22 protein-coding genes are annotated in these 22,886 nt (G+C 32.1%); 6 read left to right on the plus strand and 16 right to left on the minus strand.

The features are described 5' to 3' along the window. Positions 1–41 precede the first annotated feature (41 nt). The 7 genes from HMPREF3154_RS06975 to HMPREF3154_RS11515 form a co-directional block, all read right to left on the minus strand. Positions 42–1,634, minus strand: a complete 1,593-nt coding sequence (locus HMPREF3154_RS06975; RefSeq protein ID WP_030059200.1) for a solute:sodium symporter family transporter — start codon at positions 1,632–1,634, stop codon at positions 42–44. Positions 1,635–1,941: 307 nt separating this feature from the next. Next, entirely contained in the window at positions 1,942–2,814 is an 873-nt protein-coding gene (locus HMPREF3154_RS06980; protein WP_037550647.1) for a DUF4064 domain-containing protein, read from the minus strand. A 225-nt stretch (positions 2,815–3,039) separates the two neighbouring features. Next, on the minus strand, positions 3,040–5,031 hold the full coding sequence (locus HMPREF3154_RS06985) for an FtsX-like permease family protein (RefSeq protein WP_230580066.1): 1,992 nt from the start codon (positions 5,029–5,031) through the stop codon (positions 3,040–3,042). 25 nt (positions 5,032–5,056) lie between these two features. Then, positions 5,057–5,806 (minus strand): ABC transporter ATP-binding protein, encoded by a 750-nt coding sequence (locus HMPREF3154_RS06990; RefSeq protein WP_030059205.1) that lies wholly within the window; start codon positions 5,804–5,806, stop codon positions 5,057–5,059. Positions 5,807–5,915: 109 nt separating this feature from the next. Next, a complete protein-coding gene (locus tag HMPREF3154_RS06995; protein WP_037550651.1) occupies positions 5,916–6,812 on the minus strand; it encodes a sensor histidine kinase in 897 nt (298 codons plus the stop codon). Between the two features lie 5 nt (positions 6,813–6,817). After that, positions 6,818–7,483 (minus strand): response regulator transcription factor, encoded by a 666-nt coding sequence (locus tag HMPREF3154_RS07000; RefSeq protein ID WP_002436233.1) that lies wholly within the window; start codon positions 7,481–7,483, stop codon positions 6,818–6,820. A gap of 30 nt (positions 7,484–7,513) precedes the next feature. Further along, positions 7,514–7,666 (minus strand): hypothetical protein, encoded by a 153-nt coding sequence (locus tag HMPREF3154_RS11515; RefSeq protein ID WP_002436229.1) that lies wholly within the window; start codon positions 7,664–7,666, stop codon positions 7,514–7,516. 327 nt (positions 7,667–7,993) lie between these two features. Here HMPREF3154_RS11515 and HMPREF3154_RS07005 point away from each other — a divergent pair, with 327 nt between their 5' ends. Next, positions 7,994–9,478 (plus strand): alkaline phosphatase, encoded by a 1,485-nt coding sequence (locus HMPREF3154_RS07005; RefSeq protein WP_030059210.1) that lies wholly within the window; start codon positions 7,994–7,996, stop codon positions 9,476–9,478. A gap of 193 nt (positions 9,479–9,671) precedes the next feature. Here the strand turns inward: HMPREF3154_RS07005 and HMPREF3154_RS07010 are convergent, their stop codons facing one another. Next, positions 9,672–11,213: an NAD(P)H-binding protein gene (locus tag HMPREF3154_RS07010; RefSeq protein ID WP_023351027.1), complete on the minus strand. Its 1,542-nt coding sequence runs from the start codon at positions 11,211–11,213 to the stop codon at positions 9,672–9,674. 183 nt (positions 11,214–11,396) lie between these two features. After that, a complete protein-coding gene (locus tag HMPREF3154_RS07015; protein ID WP_016898541.1) occupies positions 11,397–11,498 on the minus strand; it encodes an SE2200 family small protein in 102 nt (33 codons plus the stop codon). A gap of 271 nt (positions 11,499–11,769) precedes the next feature. Here HMPREF3154_RS07015 and HMPREF3154_RS07020 point away from each other — a divergent pair, with 271 nt between their 5' ends. Continuing rightward, entirely contained in the window at positions 11,770–12,396 is a 627-nt protein-coding gene (locus HMPREF3154_RS07020; protein WP_002436199.1) for an FMN-dependent NADH-azoreductase, read from the plus strand. Positions 12,397–12,499: 103 nt separating this feature from the next. Here the strand turns inward: HMPREF3154_RS07020 and HMPREF3154_RS07025 are convergent, their stop codons facing one another. The 3 genes from HMPREF3154_RS07025 to HMPREF3154_RS07035 form a co-directional block, all read right to left on the minus strand. Then, positions 12,500–13,345, minus strand: a complete 846-nt coding sequence (locus HMPREF3154_RS07025; RefSeq protein WP_049427929.1) for a poly-gamma-glutamate hydrolase family protein — start codon at positions 13,343–13,345, stop codon at positions 12,500–12,502. A 211-nt stretch (positions 13,346–13,556) separates the two neighbouring features. After that, positions 13,557–15,137, minus strand: coding sequence for a poly-gamma-glutamate hydrolase family protein (locus HMPREF3154_RS11520; RefSeq protein ID WP_030059214.1), 1,581 nt, complete (start codon positions 15,135–15,137; stop codon positions 13,557–13,559). 372 nt (positions 15,138–15,509) lie between these two features. Beyond that, positions 15,510–15,965: a MarR family winged helix-turn-helix transcriptional regulator gene (locus HMPREF3154_RS07035; protein WP_002436214.1), complete on the minus strand. Its 456-nt coding sequence runs from the start codon at positions 15,963–15,965 to the stop codon at positions 15,510–15,512. Positions 15,966–16,137: 172 nt separating this feature from the next. Here HMPREF3154_RS07035 and HMPREF3154_RS07040 point away from each other — a divergent pair, with 172 nt between their 5' ends. Beyond that, complete coding sequence (locus HMPREF3154_RS07040; protein ID WP_030059216.1) at positions 16,138–17,778, plus strand: alpha-keto acid decarboxylase family protein; 1,641 nt, start codon at positions 16,138–16,140, stop codon at positions 17,776–17,778. 109 nt (positions 17,779–17,887) lie between these two features. Here HMPREF3154_RS07040 and HMPREF3154_RS07045 read toward each other — a convergent pair whose 3' ends face one another. Then, positions 17,888–18,745, minus strand: a complete 858-nt coding sequence (locus HMPREF3154_RS07045; protein ID WP_002454139.1) for an ABC transporter substrate-binding protein — start codon at positions 18,743–18,745, stop codon at positions 17,888–17,890. Between the two features lie 184 nt (positions 18,746–18,929). Here HMPREF3154_RS07045 and HMPREF3154_RS07050 point away from each other — a divergent pair, with 184 nt between their 5' ends. From HMPREF3154_RS07050 to HMPREF3154_RS07060, 3 genes are all read left to right on the plus strand, one after another. Continuing rightward, the gene (locus tag HMPREF3154_RS07050; protein ID WP_002436168.1) at positions 18,930–19,187 is read left to right on the plus strand and encodes a type II toxin-antitoxin system Phd/YefM family antitoxin; all 258 of its coding nucleotides are present in this window, start codon (positions 18,930–18,932) and stop codon (positions 19,185–19,187) included. After that, complete coding sequence (locus tag HMPREF3154_RS07055; protein ID WP_002436254.1) at positions 19,180–19,449, plus strand: Txe/YoeB family addiction module toxin; 270 nt, start codon at positions 19,180–19,182, stop codon at positions 19,447–19,449. The genes HMPREF3154_RS07050 and HMPREF3154_RS07055 overlap by 8 nt, the downstream gene beginning before the upstream one ends. Before the next feature lie 143 nt (positions 19,450–19,592). After that, positions 19,593–19,958, plus strand: coding sequence for a DUF4870 domain-containing protein (locus HMPREF3154_RS07060; RefSeq protein ID WP_002436243.1), 366 nt, complete (start codon positions 19,593–19,595; stop codon positions 19,956–19,958). 63 nt (positions 19,959–20,021) lie between these two features. On the opposite strand, the gene HMPREF3154_RS07065 is transcribed toward HMPREF3154_RS07060, so the two are convergent. The 3 genes from HMPREF3154_RS07065 to HMPREF3154_RS07075 all read right to left on the minus strand — a co-directional run. Then, positions 20,022–21,170 carry a CapA family protein gene (locus tag HMPREF3154_RS07065; RefSeq protein ID WP_176744660.1) on the minus strand — a complete coding sequence of 383 codons (1,149 nt, stop codon included), beginning with the start codon at positions 21,168–21,170 and terminating at the stop codon, positions 20,022–20,024. A gap of 542 nt (positions 21,171–21,712) precedes the next feature. After that, the gene (locus HMPREF3154_RS07070) at positions 21,713–22,471 is read right to left on the minus strand and encodes an alpha/beta hydrolase (protein WP_030059220.1); all 759 of its coding nucleotides are present in this window, start codon (positions 22,469–22,471) and stop codon (positions 21,713–21,715) included. A gap of 113 nt (positions 22,472–22,584) precedes the next feature. Next, positions 22,585–22,886: LPXTG cell wall anchor domain-containing protein (locus HMPREF3154_RS07075; RefSeq protein WP_141741642.1), on the minus strand; the 302-nt coding region annotated here is incomplete at its 5' end.

The raw sequence follows: 22,886 nt of genomic DNA on the forward strand, positions 1-22,886 counted from the left end.
ACACTTCTATTCATTCATTTATCAAGTTCCAATTGTAACATTTATTTCGCAAGTACGAGTGGTGAAAAGATGATATAACTTATTACCACTAATGCCAAGATAATTATTCCAGCAACATAGCGATATTTCCATGGTGTCATATCGACCTGTGCTTGACGTGATTTTAAGTCATATTCACTAGAAGGTTTAATCTTATTGAAAATTAATACAATAATTAAATCTACAAAGAATAATACGCTGAATGTATATAGATAGTTAATTTCTGTAAATACGAGACTCACAATCGCATATATTATAATGTGTGTAGCAAGTGCAACTTTAGCACCTAACTTAGATGTCTTCTTAGAATAGAATGCGACAAACACAAGTACGAGTACTGGCATACTATAAACACCATTGAATTGTTGTACAACAGCGTATAAACCACTTGGGAATAATGAAATGACTGGCGCAAGCCCTACTACAATTGCGCCAATAACGATTGTCGCAATGTGACCTACACGTGCAATATGTTTATCAGATTTATTCTTTCCAAAGATGGGTTTATAAAAATCAAGCGTAAGTAATGTCGTTGTACTGTTTAATGAACCTACAAATGAGCTTAAGATTGCTCCGAAAATCACGGCACCAAATAAACCGAAAGCCCAATCAGGTAGTACTGAACTTACAAGCGCTGGATACGCATTGTCTGGAGTTTTAATACTGCCATTAAAGTAGTTGTATGCAACTACTCCTGGAAGCACTGTAAATAAAGGCCCGAACACCTTGAATAAACTTAAGTATATAGCACCTTTTTGTGATTCCTTTAAGTTCTTAGCAGCAAGCGCTTTTTGAACAATCATTTGGTTTGCGCACCAGAAGAATAAATTGTTGAAGAACATACCGAAGAATAACGTAGGCCATGGCACAATATCAGAATCGATTTTACCGAAGCCATTCAATTTCTCTGGCGTTTTTTGAACCATTTTATCGAAACCATGGATAAAATTACCGTCACCTAGATGTCCGAGACCTAGAATTGTAATCGCAAGTCCACCGATAATAAGCGCCATACCATAAATAGAGTCACTGAATGCGCTAAGAGATAAACCACCGACAAATAAATAGATGATTCCTACAACGCCTATGACCAAGGAAATAATGATAACGGCAGTTGTACTGCTTACTCCTAAATATTTATCAATGTTAAACATTTTGTTGAACACGAGTGAACCAGAGTAAAGTACAACGGGTAAGAATGAAACGACGTATGTGAAAATAAATAAGATAGATACAAATCGCTTAGTAAAAGTATCATATCTTAATTCTAAGAATTCAGATATAGTCGTAACACCATATTGTAAATATTTAGGTAAGAAGACCCAAGCTAATAGTACAACCGCTACAGCTGCAGTAACCTCCCATGCCATAACTTCCATACCTTGTGAATAACTTTGTCCATTCTGTCCCACGATTTGCTCCGTAGATAAATTAGTCATAATAATCGTCGAAGCAACTGTGAATCCTGTCAGACTGTTACCTCCCATAAAGTAACCATCTGAACTATCTGTTTTAACTTTTTTCGATTGTAGATAAGCGTATAATGAAATACCACCTACTACCAGAATGAATAAGAGTATCGATATCCAATTCATCCTCAATAATTCCTCCCTCAATCATTTTGAACATTAGCATGCAAAAATATATAGACTTAAATATAATCATTTAAACTTCGTTTTTAAATGTACATTGAATTGTGTGCATCGAAAAATTCTAGACTAATTCATTAACATTTTCAATAGTTGTATGTAAATTTCATTTTCGATAATAAATCTGTTCAAAGTTTTATATTATATAATAGGAAGAAACTCGTTCATCATATATTTATAGATATTGAAAAAACCGACCCACTCATTTTGGTGGATCGGTCTTTGTACTTAATAAACTTATACAGTTATTAATTTAATATTTAAATGGATTGTCTTCTTTTTCGTTTTTACGATGACGCTCTTCTTCTTTAATAAAATCATCACGTTTAGTGTCATTAGAATTAAAATCATGATGATTATCTTTTGAATGATTGTTTAAATCACGAGACTCTCTGTCACTATTGTGTGAATATTGATCTTTAATTTCTTGTTGTTCTTGCTTTTTGTCATCACCAGATAAAATAAATGAGTTATTCTTCTCATTAACTTGTCTGTTACCATTTTCATAGTGCTCATTATTTTGATAATTGTCATGAGAATGTGTATTATCATGAGCATTATGGTGATCATGATTATGATGATTGTCGTCGTGACTATGATTTCTATCATATTCATTATGATTGTTATTGTAATTATTGTTTCTGTCATATTCATTGTGGTTGTTATTTCTATGGTGCTCATTATTTGCATAGGCATTGTGATTATCATTGTATTGATGATTTGGATCATTTTTAGGTTTACGTGCTAATAGCATGATACCTGCAATTATCCATAAAATACCTGCTAAGAAACTTGAAGTAAGTAACGCAATAACACCTACGATTAATAAGATGATACCTGCAATTTTAGATTTTTTACTGATTAATAATGTAGCAATAATTGCAAGAATTAATAATACTATAAAACCAATGATGTACCATGTACCCATACTTGATAACATTCCATATGACTGATTAAGTTGGTCAGATGATACACCTTGATTTGAATCTTGAGTATTATGAATCATTTCATGTTTAAAATCTTTATTACCCATCATTGAAACCATTAAAGCAATAAAACCTAAGTATAAAAGATGGAGTATATTTCCTATCCAAGATAGAACTTTTTCAACAGTACGTTTTATCATGTTTATAATTCCTCCTTTGCAAGATATTTGTTTAATACCCTAAAAATTTAGATTTATTCTTAAAAATTAAAAAAAGAATTTAACATTTTATTTGAAGTTATTAATTTCATGAAAATATAAAGGTCATTTCAATTAAATTTAAAACAATATTAGCACTAGAAATACAAGTTTTATAGTGTATAAAAAAGACTAAGACACGATAAGCATGTCTTAGCCTTTGAAATATTAATGTTTATTATTAATGATCATATAGTAAATACGTGAAGTTACCCAGTACATAAGAGAATATATAGCGATAAATGCTAAAGTAACTCCTATAAAGCTTGTAGCAAATACTCCACTATTTTTAGGTGTTATAAATCCAAGAAGATTAAAAATAATTTTGGAAGCAACTAAGGTATGGATAATTGCTACAATAACAGGTATTGAAAATATCCATATAATTTGTTTATTGATAATTTTCTTAATTAAGTCTTGTTCAAGTCCAATTTTTCTCATTACTTCATATTCACGTCTATCATCATAACCTTCAGAAATTTGTTTGTAATACATCATTAGGAAGATAGCGATGAATAATACGAAGGATACCACAGTCCCGACAAATATCAATCCGCCATTAACGCCAGTCCACTCCTTTTCAAATCTGGGTCTATCCTCTACAAACGCTCCATTATTGCTATTTTTATTTATTTTATTTATTTGAGAAGCACTGAGTTTTTTATCCCCCATAACATTGAATTCTAAAAAAGATCGTGGATAGTAGTCATCATCTTTAGAAAAATTATTTAGGTAATTATATAACTTTTCTTTAATTTTATTATTTTTCGTTACTAAATAAGCACCGTCCATAAAATTTGATAGCGTATTTATATTTATTTTCTTAATATGCTTCAACCTATATTCAGTTCCATTGATTTTTATTTTATCTGTCTTATTTAAAACGGAATTATCTGTATTAATTGCTATCTCATTACTTTTAAGACTTAAGTTAGGGTGATATTTATTATAATCATTAAGTGTCATAAAATATGTCGTAATATAGTGAGGTACTTCTTTAGATAAATAGAATAATCGACCATCAAACTTTTTTGAGTTCGGCCTTAATATAGTGTTATTTTTATTATTTACAAATTCAGCCTTATTGCTTTTTAGACTATACATTTTAAAGGTATCGGTTTTAACGTGCCTTTGAATATCATTTTCTAATGAATCCATTATTTTTTTTACTTTTTTATCTTTATGAACGTCTCCACTCACGCTGATAAAATATTCATTTGGCCATATTTGATCTATTCGTTCATTGAAACCTCTATAAGTGTGAATTGTCATACCTAAAGTAACTATGAGGAATGTAGCTAATAATGATATAGTAGCTAAGCTTACTGCGTTAGATTTTAATCTACTTCTCAAATTAGATACAGTGAAAAAATTATTAGTCTTGTAATAAAAGTTAGGTATTCTTTTTAACCAATCTAATATTAATACGCTTAAAGATATAAAGAGGAAGTATGTTCCTATAAAAACACTAAGCATAGCTACAAATATACTTGCTAATGAACCAATCATAGTATTGTTCTGTAAGGCAATACTATACCCAAACCCAGTTAGAAGAATTCCTAATAACAATGAAATGTAAGTAAAAATTTTAGACGTTTTTCCAGTTTTTTTACTATTTTGGTTAACTAATTTAAGTGGACTTTGAAAGGTTACCTTTATAATATTTATAATATTAAGCACGATTAAAACTACCACTAGCATGATTAAAGTTATCCACATTGCTCTAATATCAAACGGGTAATCAACTAAACTTGCACTCTTCCCTATCCATATTTTACTTATAAGCATAAAAAATAAAGAACCGAACAAGTATCCCCCAATTAAACTTATACAACTAATAATTACGAAATTGATCAAAGATTCAATAACCAAAGAAACTTTTATATGTTTTTTCTCCATCCCTAAAATCATGTATACAGCAAACTCTCGTTGCCTTCTTTTAATTACAAAGTTATTAGCATATACAACAAATATTAACGTCAACATAGACATGAGTACATTACCTAAAACAGCAAATAGCGGAAGCGTGACGCTGTGTCGCTGAGTATACGTATTTTGAGTTATCGATATTAATATATACTCAATACCAAACATGATACTCACAGCAATAATAAACGGAATAATAATATGACGTTGTGTGACATACCCACGTTTTATCATTTTCCATATCATCTTGAATGTCACACTAATCACCTCTTCCATTTAGGATAGCTAAGCTATCTGCAATCCGTTTCTGATATTCATCTCGAGATTCTTCACCACGATAGATTTCATGATAAAGTTTCCCATCTTTAATAAAAATAACTCTTTCGGCATATGACGCATCGATATTAGAATGTGTCACCATTAAGATAGTTTGATTATTTTGGTTAATTTCTCGAAATAATTTCATAAGGTTTTTAGAAGTTTTGGAGTCTAGTGCTCCAGTAGGTTCATCGGCTAGTAATAATTTAGGCTGAGCGATGAGTGCGCGTGCTATAGCAATTCGCTGTTTTTGCCCGCCTGAGATTTCGTATGGATATTTGTCCAACAAATCATTAATACCTAATTGAGTGCTTATTGTTTCAAGTCGTTCATTCATTGTTTTAGGACGTTCATTAGAAAGGACAAGTGGCATTAGAATGTTGTCTTTATTGGTCATAGTGTTTAAGACATTAAAATCTTGAAAGACAAATCCTAAAGTTTCTCTATGAAAACGGGCAACTTCTTTATTTCGCAGTTTGTTGATTGCGGTTCCATTAAGCGAAATAAAACCTTCTGTTACCTTATCGAATGTCGCAATGAGATTGAGTAGCGTAGATTTTCCCGAGCCAGATTCACCCATGATAGCTACAAACTCGCCGTCATCAATTTCTAAATTCATATTATTTAATGCGGTAGTTGAGTTAAGTCCTCTTCCATATACTTTTTTTACATTTTTCACTTCTAATAACATCACGAATGCCCCTTTCTCATTTCACTTAATATCATAAAATAAAAAAGTGCCAACAACATTCATAATTTCTTACAAATATTGTTGGCAAACTTACAATTTTGAAAGTTAGCTAATCTTCGTTGGGAAAATGTATTTTAAATGTCGTACCTTCACCAAGTCCTGAATCTACATCGACCTCATGATTCAAATGATTAGAAATATGCTTAACAATGAACAATCCTATGCCGCTTGATTCTTCATTAAGTCTGCCGTTGTAACCAGAATAGCCTTTATCAAATATTTTAGGAATATCTGCTTTACTAATACCTACACCATTGTCTTTAATGATTAATGTTTGTTTAGCAGAATCAAATTCAATCCAAATGTCTTTTCCACGCGCGTACTTCAAAGCATTATTTAAAATTTGTTCTATCATAATAGACGCCCATTGTGCATCCGTTAAAACAGTTGCTTCACACTTTTCATAGTGTATTTTAGTATGTTGTTCGATAAATTGAATTCGATATTTCATGATTAACGGACGTATTAGTTCATTCACTGTCACTGATGAAATTGTCATATCAGATTCTTCGTTGAGTAATTTTAAATAACTCAATGCTAAGCTTGTATAGTTATCAATTTGAACAATTTCTTGTCTTACGCGATTGACAACATTTTCTTCATTACGTTCGAGTAATAGTTGTGACGCTGTGATAGGTGTCTTAATTTGGTGTACCCATGTTAAAAAGTAACTTTCCACATCATTACGATATTCTACTTGGCGATTTTTTACTTCAGTTAATTCATTTTCCAAATTATCTACCTTCTCTTTAAGATCCTCATTTCTCTTAAATCCAAGGTACTTTACCCACCAATGAATAACAATGATGAGTAATACGATTCCTAACGCAAGACCGAAGGCACTAAATGGTAATGAAAATAAGTAAAATATTAATGCAAATAATAAAAATATACAAAATATAATTGTAATCTCATTTCGAATCGATTTTATAAAAGATAGTAACATAATCATTAAACCCTATATCCGACATTTTTCTTAGTTTCAATAAAATCATCAACGCCTATAGATAATAACTTCTTGCGTAATCTAGTCATATTAACTGCTAAGGTATTGTCATCAATAAAGTTTTCAGATTCCCAACACTTTTCAATTAATGCTGTACGACTCACGTATTTTCCTTCATTTTGGAATAACATTTTCAAAATTTGAAGTTCTGTTAATGACAATTGAACAGCGTCATCATCCTTTACGAGTTTCGCCTCATCAAGAATCAACTTGCAACCTTTCACATCTAATTCATCATTTGATACGGATAAATCGTATGTACGGCGAAGTAACGCTTGTATCTTCGCTACTGTTAGCGATAAATTGAACGGTTTCTCAATAAAGTCATCGCCACCCATTTGAATAGCCATAATTTGATCCATATTATCGGTTCTTGAACTAATAAACATGATAGGAACATTAGATTCTTTGCGCATTTCTTGGCACCAATGAAATCCATTGAGTGTAGGTAAATTGATATCTAACAATACTAGTTGTGGTTCTGTTTCACGAAAATCTTCCATAATTTGATCAAAGTTTTCAACAACATTCACTTCATAATTCCATTTTGAAAGTTCATTAGCCAAGCTCTCAGCAATAACTAAATCATCTTCGACTATGAGAATCTTCATAACTGTTCACCTTTCAACGACATACTTTAACTATTTGTTCTCTTCTGAATCATAAACTTTATTTTTATCTTTTTCAATTTGGTCTTTTTGATCTTGAGCTTTTTTACTTCTTCTTCTTTCTTCAAAAATACCTAAAGCTATAAATCCAATAATCAATATTGGAGATAACATAACAAGTATCATTATTTCACCTTCTTTGAGGTTGTTTCGTCCTCATCGTTTTATAATAAAATTTCTATTTATCACTATTTTACATGTTTGTATCTAAAAAATACATTTTTAAATAAACACGATTCATACAATTTTTTGTCCTAAAATATTGAATGAAAAAAGGTAATCTCTGTATCTTTTAGTATAATAACTCAATTTAATTTTAAGCAATTAGAATTTAAATTCTTTTCAAATTTATATACATTTACAATTCATTTACTTAAAAATTACTTTTAATCAAAGTTCATACCCTATACTTAAAAATGCAATACATAACTTATTTAGGGGGGCACATTAATTATGAGTTTCATTAATAAATTTGGTAAAACAACGATAGCAAGTTCTATTGTAGCTGCATCTGTAATAGGTGCTTCAAATGTATCACATGCTTCAGGAAGTGGTGCGGGTCCAGGTGAAAATGCTCAAGGACAGCAAGGACAAGATGATGCAGTAGCATTTGGTAATACTAAGAATCCTAAAAATGTTATTTTCATGGTTGGCGATGGCATGGGCCCATCTTTCAATACAGCATATCGTTATTATAAAAATCAACCTGGCGCTAAAAAAATGAATGCAACTGCATTTGATAAATACCTTAAAGGTACAAATCGTACATATCCTAATGATCCAAAAGAAAACGTAACAGATTCAGCTGCGGGCGGAACTGCTTTCGCGACTGGTCATAAAACATACAATGGCGCAATCAGCGTTGATAATAATAAAAAGGCATTAAAATCTGTTTTAGAACAAGCTAAAGAGCAAGGTAAATCAACTGGTTTAGTTACAACGGCTGAACTTACTGATGCAACTCCTGCTGTTTACGCATCACATGTTGACTCTCGTGATAAAAAAGATGAAATTGCTCAACAATTTTATAATGATAAAATTAACGGTCAACATAAAGTAGACGTTCTCCTAGGTGGCGGTTCTAAATACTTCGGTAAAGAAAATGGCAACCTTGATAAAAAATTCAAAAAAGACGGTTATGATTTAGTAAGTAATAAAACACAACTTCTTAATTCTCAAAGTGACAAAGTATTAGGAACTTTCTCTGAGAAAGATATGCCTCTTCAAATTGATGCACCATCTAAAAATCCTTTACTCGTAGATATGGAACAAAGTGCATTAAGTAAATTAGATAAGAACAATAAAGGCTTCTTCTTAATGGTTGAAGGTGCTTCTATAGATAAAGCTGCACATCCAAATGATGTTACTGGTGTAATGTCAGAAATGGGAGGCTTTGAAAAAGCATTCCAAAACTCTATCGACTATGCGAAAACACATAAAGATACTTTAGTTGTGGCAACAGCTGACCATTCAACTGGTGGTATGACGATTGCTAAAGGTAAAGATTACAAATGGAATCCAGAAGCTATTCATAAAATGAAACATTCTGGTATGTATATGACTAAAGAAATTGCTGCAGGAAAAGACCCTGAAAAAGTCATCAACGAAGGTTACGGCATTGACTTCCCTAGCAAACAAATGGATAAAGTGAAACAAGCTGCCAAAGATTTACGCAAACTTCAAAAAGAAGGTAAAGATGATAAAGATCCTAAAGTAGCAGAAGCTACTACAAAATTACAAAATGCCATCCAAGAACCAATTAATGATGCGTCCCACACTGGATGGACTACAAACGGTCATACTGGTGAAGATGTGAATACTTACGCTTACGGTCCAGGATCTAGCAAGTTTAAAGGCAACATGGAAAACACTAAGAGTGCTCAAAACATCTTCGACTTTTTCAAAAATGATGTAACATCTAATCAAAATCAACAATAATTCAGATATTTAATGATAAAGACGACTTGGTATATGCCAGGTCGTCTTTTTTAATGAAAAACCAGTTAGAACATCTTAGTGTCCTAACTGGTTGATATGCTTATTAATCTAAGTTTGCTTTATATTTTTTCATTACGCTATTTAGATCATTTTCATCTGGATAGAAGTACAATAAGTTGTCATTACCAACTATTTATAATTCTGCGTTTGACATACTTTCTTTTTTCATTTGATTGCGCTTAATTAAAGCAAACGCTCCTGCTCCTCCTGCCACTAATGCAACTGCTACTGAAACACCAATAATAATATTTCTTGTCATATCTTGCTCACCTAATCCTTTCTTTTGTTTTGATAATTTTGCCATTCTATTCTTAAATATGTTCATTACCGTTTTATGGGCTTTCGCTTGTGTTAATTTATAAACGACCCATGGTAATGTTGGTTCATATTCTTGAAGGGCAATAATCCCTTCATTTGTATTTCTCAATCTGCGAAATTCGAAACGTGCATTTCCTCCATTATCCGCATGTGCTAAATCGCCACCGACAATGCGATAAACTGCCATTTCTTCACTTGAGTCATGTTCATCTTTTTTCATTTTCAAAATAAATTTATTAATAAATGGTACATTCATATTGAATTCATGTTCATTAATCGTACCTTTCACTAAGTGCAATGTAATATTATTTATGAAACGAGCATATTCCGTTGTCACATCTTTAATACTATATCCATCAGGAATTTCAAATCGTGTGATGGCGCGCACATCTTTAATTTCTTCTTTCTTAGATTTAGAGTGACTAGAACTTTGTTTCGCCTTCTTCTTTTTCTCTTCTTTCTCTTCGTCTAAAGCACGTTTCACACTATCTTCAAATGTAATATTTCCTAATGACAATTTAGGTACGATGCGTTTATCATGCGGTACCATATCATGAATTAAACTATTCATTAACGGATAAACCATTTCTTTCGGTACACTTGAAATCAATTGAACCCAATAACGACTTACAATTATCGGTATAATGGGCAAGTCAAGCATAGGTAATGGTTTGTCTAATACTTTAGCTGTTCGCTGAATCAACTCTTTATAATTCATTGTCTCAGGCCCACTAATATCGATAGATTCATTTTCAGATGGAGAGCGTTCAACAAGTGCTGCTAACCCATCTATGACATCTTCTATCGCTACTGGTGCTATCATGTTATATGCCCAACTAGGTAATACCATAGCTGGTAAACGTTCAACTAAACGCTTAAGTATCGGATAAGAACTTCCCTTCGCACCAATAATTAATCCAGCGCGTAATGTACTAACCGGAATACCATAATCACCAAGAATCTTTTCACATTCAAGACGACTTCTTAAATGAGCTGATAAATGATTGTCATCTGGAATCAAACCACTCATAAAGACAATATGTTTAACACCCTGCTTTTTCGCTGCACGTGCGAAGTTATCTGCAAGCAGTGCATCCATATCTTCAAAGTTAGCTTGTGTTAACTTTGCTGATGGCATCATTGAATGGACGAGATAAATGGCTGTATCGATCCCTTCCATTACTTCAGTAATTTCATCTAAATCAAATAAATCTGCAGATTTCCAAGTAACATTCTCCTCATTCTGTTTGTTACTCGTATTTCTAGAAATCGCGATGATTTCATGTTGATCTTTTAATTTATCTTTAAGGTGACCACCGATATATCCCGAGGCCCCAGTTAATAAAATTTTAGACATCTTTCCACCCCTCTTAACTATTGTGGATTCTTGATGCTTTTGAAAATGAAAGCCCCCTACTTCAATAAGTTGATATTCATTTCCTATATCAATATATATACCCGAAATTTACAAAAAAAGACAAAATCCAAATGGATTTTGTCTTTTATCTTCAATATAATCACTTACTTTGATAAGTAAATTTTAGTATTCGATATTTGGTGCTTGGTTAACATGGTTTTGGTATTTTTTAAAACCATAATAAGCTGCGCCAGCTAATGCTAAAATAACTGCTAATTTTTTCATCTGTTACACTCCTTTCTAGGATGCTTAATATGAACATGTAAGCTGTTCAAATCTTTAATACTATTATACACTTTTTAAAGTTAATTTTAAAAACTTCAAATTCAGATAATATTAATTTCATGAAAATAAATTGTGTACTTGTAGAAATAGGCACATATAAAATTATTTTATAGTCCATTAGGATGATTTTTAATTTAACATATTGTGAAATCTCCCTGACTAAGTATAATTATTATATCAACTATACAACATTTTTAAGGAGAACTAAAAAATGGCAAAATTATTATACATTACAGCTCATCCACTCGATGAACTCGTTTCAAATTCTATGGCAGCTGGCAAAGCTTTCATCGACGCTTATCAAGATAATCACTCAGGAGATGAAGTTAAACACATCGACTTATTTACTGAAGATATTCCTCATATTGATAAAGATGTATTAATTGGTTGGGGAAAAGCTGCAAAAGGCGAAGAACTTACTTCTGAAGAAAGTAAAAAAGTTACTCGTTTAGGAGCCATTCTTGATGAATTTTTAGAAGCTGATAAATACGTATTTGTTAGCCCAATGTGGAACTTATCATTCCCACCTGTTTTAAAAGCTTATATCGATGCAATTACAGTAGCAGGTAAAACATTTAAATACACTTCAGAAGGACCTCAAGGTTTACTCACTGATAAAAAGGTACTTCACATTCAATCTAGAGGCGGATACTATAGCGAAGGACCGACTGCAGAAATTGAATCTGGAGACCGATATTTAAGAAACATTATGACATTCCTAGGTGTACCTTCATACGAAACTGTTATTATTGAAGGTCATAACGCTGAACCTGAAAAGGCTGAAGAAATCAAATTAGCCGGCGTTGAAGAAGCAAAAGAACTAGCTAAAACTTTCTAAAATATATTAGCGAAAAATCTCAGAAAAGCATTTGCGATTCTGAGATTTTTTATTTTCTACTATTTTAATTTTTGCATTTAATATTCTTTCATATAGCCACACTTTATCTATCTTTTCCTGATTCATCAACTTGTTGTACGGCTTTATCAATGGCATCTGAAAAACGATACATCGCCGGTGACCAATTACTTCTATTATTTCTAGATTTCGCAGATAGTTTTTCATTCACAAATAAAGATTTTCTTAAAGCTGTCGTTAATTCAAGTTGCACACCTTTCCCTTTGATATCTTCATTAATGAAATTTTCTTTTAAGTCTCCACCTAAATAAGTTGGTGCGATTTTAACAACAAAATGATGTTTAACTAATTGTTTTTTAATTGCTTCTTTTAAAGGTGTATCTAATCCTCCAAGATAAATGACAGGTTTATCCCCTTTAGCACCATGTATGGAAACTGCATAATCTTTAGATTTAACCATATTTAATAATGTAGGATCATTATAATGACTTGAAGTGACATGCAAATCTTCAGCATGTTTTTTTCTTAAAACGGTAAATGAAAAATAATCATAGTGATTATCGTTAGCTATTAATTTAGTTAACTCTGTGGTACCCGCTTCAATGTTTCCTCCGTGAGGCGCAATAATTAATACATGACTTCCTACTTTTTTAACTTCTTTCTTCCAATCCACATTCCGTTTTGTATGCTTAAATAAATCAGTCATAGATTTAAAACGGTCTTTATGATGTACATCTTCTTGTGCTGATTCTGAAGGCTCAAGATTGACAGTGGATGCCTGTCCCTTATCTTCTCCTTGACCTACAATCAGTGGTACATGATGCAACTTTGAGTGATGCGTTGCAGAATTCTTATGTTCATGTGTTATAGCACAGGCGCTAGTGATTCCTATAATTAAAATGACTAAGCAAATAAGTATTGATAATTTCATTTTACTTGAGGTACTTATTGATATTCTCTTTTTCAAAATCAAACATTTCCCTTCTTACCATTTATAAAAGAAGTATTTCAAATCAATTTATTAAATTTGAACAATTTCTATTAGTTATAAATATAAAAAATAATAGGGCTATCGAAATCATCCTTTAGCCCTATTATGACAATATTGTTATATAGTTTTGAATTAATTTACTTCTACAAAATTAATGATTTGGATAAATATTGTTGATACTCGTATATAACGCATCAACAAATGTCTGCATCAGCGGCGTCCAATTACTTTCATTAGAACGATTCTTAGTACTTGTATCACCATTATTGAAGAAAGCTTTTCTGAGTGCAGTTGTTAGCTCAAGTTGAACGCCTGTATTGTTTTCTTCTCTGTTTATAAAGTTATTTTTCTTTACTCCTCCGATATAATCAAGTGGAGCCATCACTGTAAAACCACTACTTTTTAATTGTGTTTCCATTTCATCTCTTAAAGTGGAAGGTGGTCCTCCTAAATAAATAATTTGATCTGTACCAGCTGCACCATGAATAGAAATTGTAGCTGTGCGATTTTGAATCATTTGGTTAAGAGTAGGATCATCATAATGCGTTGAAGTAACGTGTAATTCAGTATTATTTTTAGGTCTTATAGCTTCAAAAGAGAAATAATCATAATTTCCTTTTTTCGCCAAAGCTTTCGTTGCTTCTGTCGTTCCTTGTTCAATGTTTCCTCCATGAGGTGCAACAATAAGTACTTTCGTACCATTATCTCTTGTATCTTTTTTCCAATCTACACCTTCCACCGTTTCACTCTCAAGTTGTGTCATCGATTGATACTTATCTTTTATATGTCCTTCTGGTGCAGTACCAATCATTTCTTGATTATTATCTGTTTGATTAGTGGTAGGCACGGTAGTTGCCGGTGTTGTTGTAGGCTGCTTAGTTGATGTTGATGGCTTTGTCGGTATCGTAGTTGATTTTGTTGCTGAAGTTGTAGACTTCGCTGTTGAAGTTGTAGGTTTAGTCGTTGTCGTAGTTGATTTCTTAGTTGATGATATAGGCTTTGTCGACGTTGAAGTTGATTTTGTTGTTGATGGCTTTGTTGTAGATGTTGTAGACTTTTTAGTCGAACTTGTGCGAGTAGATGTGCTTGTATGAGTAGCGGTCGACTTACTTGGAGTTGTTGTGCGAGATGTTGTCGTTCCACTCTTACTTCCCGATGTTGATGACGACGTACGTTTCGTAGTTGTAGTAGACTTTGTTGCTTTAGTCGTAGTAGTTGATTTTTTAGATGTTGATGATGTTCTTGAAGTTTTAGCTGTCGGCTTAGTAGATGTAGATTTTACTGCTGATGTAGATTTTGGTCGAGTAGTAACTGACTTAGTAGTTGTCGTTTTACCCGTAGAAGTTGTGGGTGCTTTGGATACAGTAACTGAAGTTTTACTACTCGTAGCTTGTTTAGTTGGTGCTTTCGTAACTACAGGTTTTATACTCTTAGTCGATTGTTTAGTAGGCACGACTTTCTTAGTAGTTTGAACTTTGCTTGTCTGATGAACTGGCTTAACTACCTTTGTAGATGTTACTATCGGTTTAACTGTAGTTGTTTTAACCCTCGATTGCGTTGATGTACTTTTACCATTAGTCGTTGTTCGATGAGATTGTGAATAACTCGAGTGCGTACTAGCTTGAGCTTGATTACCCATTGCGCCTATAGTGCCTAATCCAATTAAAGCAGTGACTGCTCCCAAAGTCACTTTTCTAAATGAAAATGCACGAGTATGTCCTAATATTTTCATACCATTTCCCCTTAAAAATGAATTAATATAAAACAATAATATACCATTTTCTGTTAAAAGCAATACTTTTTTATTTAGTTGTAGTAAACATTTAAAACATACTTACCTTTTTTATTTCTTACATTATTGAAAGTTAACCTACAAATCATTGAATAACACTTATTACCTAATTAACCTAGAATTAAGTAACTAAACCAAATGAGGAGGAATCGCAATGGTATTAGGTGCTTTAGGGTTAATTGCATTACTTATTTTATTAATCCCAGTAGGTTTTATTGCATTAGTTGTAAGTCTAATTAAAAAGAATAGCCAATAATCATCATTATATATATTTTGAAAACAAAGAAAGCTGAGACCGTCATTCATACAGTCTCAGCTTTTATCAGTTTCCTTTAAATGTTCTACTGTTTTAAATCCTTCACGATAATTCGCTAATTCTTCCATTATGGCATACCAGTCATTACCAACATTTTGCTTGGTCTGATGAAATAAATCATCTTGTGCTTTATTCAACTTATGAATTAACGCATCGCCTTTTTGTGTAGAATATAATTTTTTTACACGACGATCCACTTCAGACGTTTCTTCATAAATCAAACCTTCTTCTTTCAATTTACGTAACGTTCCATGAGAGCCTTGTTTAGATATTTCTAGAGTTAACAATAATTCTTTAATAGTAATGCCTGGTAATTTATTGATGAAAAATAAAAAGCGATGATGTTGACGACTCATACCATATTCTTCAATAATTTCATCTGCCGTTGTAATAAAAGTTTTGTACGCGAAATAAAATAACATGTGTTCATAATCATTTTTATTCATCGACATTTGTGTACTTTCCCTTCTCTTCAATATCGTCATTATAATAAAAATAATGCTATTCGTCATCAATTTCAGATTTTTTTAACTTTTCAATAAAGGTCAAGTTTATTGACTTTAATTATTATAACAGATAATATTTTAGATGTAATATAAATACAATACAAAGGTGGAGTTGAATATGAAACAACGCGTAGGACAATATTTAATGGACGCAGTTTATGCAGCCGGAGTAGATAAAGTCTTTGGTGTTCCCGGGGATTTTAACCTAGCCTTTTTAGACGATATTATTTCACATGAACATATAGAATGGATTGGCAATACGAATGAATTAAACGCGAGTTATGCCACAGATGGTTATGCACGTATCAATGGTTTAGGTGCTATGGTCACTACATTTGGTGTTGGTGAACTTAGTGCAGTAAATGGCATTGCAGGTTCTTATGCCGAACGTGTACCAGTAATAGCTATCACAGGCGCACCAACTCGTGCAGTAGAAGAAGCTGGAAAGTTTGTACACCATTCACTTGGTGAAGGTACATTTGATGATTACAGAAAGATGTTCGAACCTATTACAACTGCTCAAGGTTACATTACTCCTGAAAATGCAACAACTGAAATTCCTAGATTGATCAATGCAGCAATTCAAGAGCGTCGACCAGTTCACTTACACTTACCAATTGATGTTGCATTAGCTGAAATCGAAGTTTCAGAAACATTCCAACCTGAAGACGTGCCTCATCAAGATGTTAAAAAATATATTGATATGATTGAAGATAAATTGAAATCAGCGAACCAACCACTTATTATTGCAGGACATGAAATTAATAGTTTCAACTTGCATAAAGAGTTAGAAGAGATTGTTAATCAAACAAATATTCCAGTCGCTCAATTATCACTAGGTAAAGGTGCCTTTAATGAAGAAAACCCTCATTATATTGGAGTATTTGATGGTGAAATTGCTGAAGATAAGATTAAAGATTATGTGAATAACAGTGACGCGATTTTAAATATCGGTGCGAAATTAACTGACTCAGCAACAGCTGGCTTCTCTTACGAATTCGACATTGATGACGTCGTGATGATTAATCATAAGAACTTCAAGATGAATGATACAGTTGCGAATGACGTTACATTACCTAGCTTAGTACATGGTTTGAAGGATCTTCATTTTGAAAATAAAAACGACTACCCTCAATATGAAAGACCACAAAAGAATAATTATGAACTAAGTGATCAGCCATTAACTCAAGAAACATATTTCAACATGATTCAAGATTTCTTACAATTAGACGATATCTTAATCGCAGAGCAAGGGACATCTTTCTTCGGTGCATATGACTTAGCAATGCATAAAGATAATACATTTATAGGTCAACCACTTTGGGGTTCAATTGGTTATACGTTACCAGCCACATTAGGTACTCAAATTGCTGACCCTCAACGTAGAAATGTCTTACTCATTGGCGATGGTTCATTACAATTAACGGTACAATCATTATCTACAATGATACGTCAAAACTTGAAACCTGTTATCTTTGTTATCAATAATGATGGCTACACTGTTGAGAGAATGATTCATGGTATGAAAGAACCATATAATGATATACGCATGTGGGATTATAAAGCTTTACCTGCAGTATTTGGCGGAGACAATGTCGAAGTACACGATGTTAACACGTCAGAGGAATTAAAGCGTGCATTTGAAAAAATTAATTCAAATAGCGATCGTATGCACTATGTAGAAGTAAAAATGGCAGTGGAAGATGCACCAGTAAAATTAAGTGAAATTGCCAAAGCATTTGCTTCTCAAAATAAATAAATTTCATACTCATTGTAATTGAATGAGACATAACAATGCCCTCCTATCAATGTATTGATAAGAGGGCATTTTCTTTAAGCTTTATTGTTTTGAGCAATTAAACGTTTTATTACTCAGTAAATTGTGTAATGTCTTCTAAAATTTGTTCTGCTGCTACTAAACCACGATGTTTAGCCCATGTTTCACGATTAACTTCATGAACACGATTGTTTTTAACAGCATCTAATTGATTCCATACATCTGACTCTTTAAAGTTATTGAAATCTTTTTGGTTATCTTCATCTACCATAACAATTAAGCGTTCTGGATTAACTTCAGCAACTTTGCTAATAGGTAATTTATGATAATCAGCACCCATATATCCAGGTAAATCATTTTCATTTTCTTTAGAAATACCAGCTTTAAAACCTACATCTTCTAATAATTGACCAACATAAGATTTAGAAGCATGAATGATTAAATCTTGATCAGTAACAACGCCAGCGATTGTAGCAACATCTTTATCTATACGTACTTTAGAACTTAAATCTTTAATTTCTTTTTCATGATTATCTAAAATTGTTTTACCTTCATCTTGTTTAGAAACAACTTTCGCAATATAATCGAATGATTCTTTGTTTTGTTTATAGTCTGCATCAAAACTTTTAACTAATACTGTAGGTGCAATTGAATTTAAATCTTCAAAGATAGATTTATGTCTATCCTCATCTGCGAAAATCACTTGTGGCTCAGCATTTTTAATGTCATCAACACTAGGTGTTTGACGATGGCCAACTGATTGATAACTACCTACATTTTTACGAGTTTCACTGTCTAAATTGTCTACATTGTTATCATCTGCAATACCAGTTACATTTACGTCTAATTTCACTAATGCTTCTACAAATGAATACTCTAAAGCAACTGCAGATTCAACTGTATCAGGAACTTCAACTGTGCCAACATTTTGTTTAATTTCTTTAGTCATGCGAAACATTCCTCCAAAAATTAATGATTAGTTCTATTAAGTGCTTTTGTAAATGGTTACATATGATGTATGTCCGAATTTATCATTTTTAAACATCAATATGATTTATAGACAAAAAATATTGATGACAACAGAGCGGACGCATTGTACAATAAATTGTACAATGTTTAAAGGAGCTGTTAATATGCCTTCAGTTAATTATTCAAACGCTAGACAGAATTTCAAAGAACTTATTACTAAAGTGAACGAGGATAGTGTGGCTTACACTATTACGACAAAGGAAAATGAAAATGCAGTGATTTTAGCTGAAAAGGATTATAATGCGATGTTGGAAACGATGTACCTTCAATCCAATCTCGCTAATGTGTCTCACTTAAATCAATCAATTATGGAATTGAATCATAACCAAACAATTACAATAGAGATTGATGATAATGAGTAAGTTTAGTGTAACTTTTACAGCTCAAGCATTTAAAGATTATCAATATTGGCAACAACACAATCAAAATTATTTTAAAAAAGTGAATGCTTTACTTAAAAGTATTGCAAGAGATGGTTGTGTCGATGGTATTGGAAAACCAGAAGCATTAAAAGGAAACTACGAAGGCTATTTCAGTAGAAGAGTTTCAATAGAACACCGATTAATATACAAAATTAAGGATGATTCAATATTCGTAGTGTCTTGCAGATTTCATTATCAATAAAGTAACCGTTTCGCGTGAAACAGTTACATAATTAAAATTACTTTGAACAATATAACCCTTAGTTACTATTATTTAGTCATTTACTTTAATAATTAAAATGTATATATTTAAAGTAAATCATACAAAAAGGGGCTAAATGATATATGAAATTGGTGAATCAATCTAAAAATCCTCATGCATTTAAAGATGTTTCTGATAATGAAACTACAATTGCTATGGTCATTTGGTTATTATCATTTTTCACAACTTTCTTAGGGCCACTCATTATTTGGGTATTAAAAAGAGATGATTCTGCTTTTATCGATCAACAAGGTAAAAATTATCTTAATTACTTAATTAGTTATCTTATTTATACAATTATTGCATCCGTTTTAGTCTTTGTACTTATAGGCGTCGTCTTATTGTTCATCCTTGGTATAGCAATGATCATTTATTCAATCGTCGCAATCATATTTGTACTCAAAGGTGAAGACTATGTCGTGCCTTTTACAATAGAATTCATTAAATAATTTAAGTTACTATATAAAAACGGCGCTTAAACGTTTTGACGTTTAAGCGCACTTCTATATCTTCTATAAACTTTCATCATCTAAGAATTCTTTATCAATAACTTCTTTAGTAATGTCTTGCAATCTTTCTTTTGTCATATTTGCTCCATTAACATAATGTAAACCATGTTTCTCTGCTAATTTGTCAGTATAGTCATGTAAAGGATATATTTGAAAATCTTTTTTAGAATTCTTATCATATACATTGGCTAATTCGTAATGATTAACCATACTTCTCCACTTCACGTTTTCCACTTTAACGCCTTTTGGATTTTTAACTAATTTAAAATTAAGACGCCCTAATAAATCATTGCTTTCATTACCTGTAGCTTGGCCGTTTAAAAAGTTACCAAGTGAATATGCAACAAGTGTTTTATTGCCATCTTTCCCTTTCACCCATTTCACCGGCTCGATAACGTGAGGATGCATTCCTAACACTACATCAACTCCTGCATCTGCAAAGACTTTTGCGTATCTTTCTTGAGTTTTATTTTCCATATGATGACCTTCGTTGCCCCAGTGAGCTGATACAATCACTGCATCACTTTGCTTTTTAGCCTCTTTAACATCCTTTTTAATTTGTGTTTCATCAAATGTATTAATTGTGTATGGATGGGAAGGTTTAATACCATTAGTGCCAAATGTATAACTTAACATTGATACTTTTATACCATTAACTGTTTTTGTTGGAATCTCATCTCGAGCTTCTTGAGAGTTAAAAACACCTGTAAATAAAACTTTGTCTTTAAATTTATCCCATGTATGTATACTGTTGTTTATACCAGATTCACCTTGATCCATTGCGTGATTATTAGAGCCATTTACAAAGTTAAAGCCTGTATCTACTAAGTCCTGAGCCACACTACTTGGTGTATTAAAACGCTTAAATCCATGATAAGGTCTATCATCGCCACCAAGTGGAGATTCTTGGTTAACATATGCAATATCGGCATTTTGAATATCTTTTTTAACAGGCTCATACATAGGTTTGAAATCAAAACTATTTTTACCTGTTTTCGCATCATTATAGACTTCAGGGTGGATCAAGTTATCACCTACAGCTACAACAGATGCTTCTGACTCTAGATTAGTAGCTAATGTTAATCCACTTACACATAAAAAAGCAATAAAGAATATAACTGTAGAAATATAGTATTTCAACAATGGCGTCACTCCTAGTTAAAGAATCCAATCTTCAAAACATCTAATATATATTACTCTTATTTTAAACTTAGCAAGATTTTAAAACAATATAATGTAAATTATTTTAAGTTTTCTATAAAATTTTACATTTTCTTTACATTTTAAAAGTTAGGTTTAGTCGTTTGGTTTTGAATTTTCCAAGGTAAAAATCTTATATACAAATACCCCGCGTCAAATTAATCATGACACGGGGTAAATAAATTATTTTCTAGGAAATAAGATTACTACGGTTATAAACTAAATATCTTTGCGTAATCATATAATCTTTTATATCAATTTCAAGAAAATAAGAGTAGCGACTGACAAAATCTTTAGAGTCATACTTAATACGATATGTGTTTATAAAGTTATACCTAAGTCATTCATTGTCTTAATACAATAAGACAATATCTTATTATGACTAGGATATTGTGTGTCTACCACAGAGTAGAATTTTCAAACTGAAAGCGCTTTGAGTTCATATAAATTTCAATATATTTAGATAATCGTTAAATTTTAATATTCAACTTTAATTATTCTACAAACCATTCAATGGCCCTTTTAATCGCCTTATCCCAAAATGCATAATTATGCTCACCCGGGCTATCCTCGAATGTATAACCAATACCCTTTTCATCAAGCGTGCGAATAAATTCTAAATTATCTTCATATAAGAAATCCTCAGTTCCACACATAATAAGAAGTTCTGGTAATTGCGCATTTGAAACAATTGCTTGTTCTAAAAGATGATACGTATCTAGATTTGTACCTTTAATATCAGTATTCTCTCCAGTGATAGCTTTAGCAGAAAAATCTATCCACTCCAAATCTATGAGAGTTTGCGCTTGGAATACAGCAGACAATGGTGCTGCTTTGGAAAATTTATCTGGTTGGGTAAGCGCAAATTTAATCGTTCCATAACCCCCCATTGAATGTCCCGCGATAAAATTATCTTCACGTTTTTTAGAGAGTGGCAAAATTTGATGTACATACTCATATATTTCTAAAATATAGTCATAATAACTATGACCATAGGCCATATTAGCGTAACCACTATGATCTACATTAGGCATAATAATTGCGAGCTGATGTTCATTAGCATATCGCTCAATACTTGTGTATCTCACATAAGTGGTTTCATCACTCGACAAACCATGTAAAAGTAATAATGATTTAAGTTGTTTAGGTGAAGTGGAGCTATCAAAGTAAGTTGAGTCCTCCGGTAAGATGACTGTAAGATTTTGATGCATACCTATTGTCGGTGAACTATAATTCAATGTCATTAAAGCCATGTGCTTCACTCCTTCATTCGTGTTCAATTCTATTTTACATTTACTTTGTTTTATTTCATAGAAAAACCCGAGCAACAAAGCTCGGGTTTAAAAATTAAATAGTAAATGATGGTTTAGTATTTCTTACTTCTACGTTTGCTTCCTACTAAAAGTAATGATCCTAATGCTGCAAGAATACCTCCAAATAACGTACCATTATTTGCCACATCATAACCAGTATCTGGTAGTTCTTGCTTATGATGCTGCTCCATCACTAGATTATTATAATGATGGTTTGAGTCATGATGAGATGTCATTTCATGATACTGTGTTGGTACTACTGGTACTTTATGTTCTGAACCAGAATCACAATTTGAGCCGCTGTCTGAATCTGAGTCACTATCTGAGTCTGAGTCGCTATCTGAATCTGAGTCGC

The sequence above is a fragment of the Staphylococcus sp. HMSC06C11 genome, from assembly GCF_001808345.1.
GTDB lineage: Bacteria > Bacillota > Bacilli > Staphylococcales > Staphylococcaceae > Staphylococcus > Staphylococcus capitis.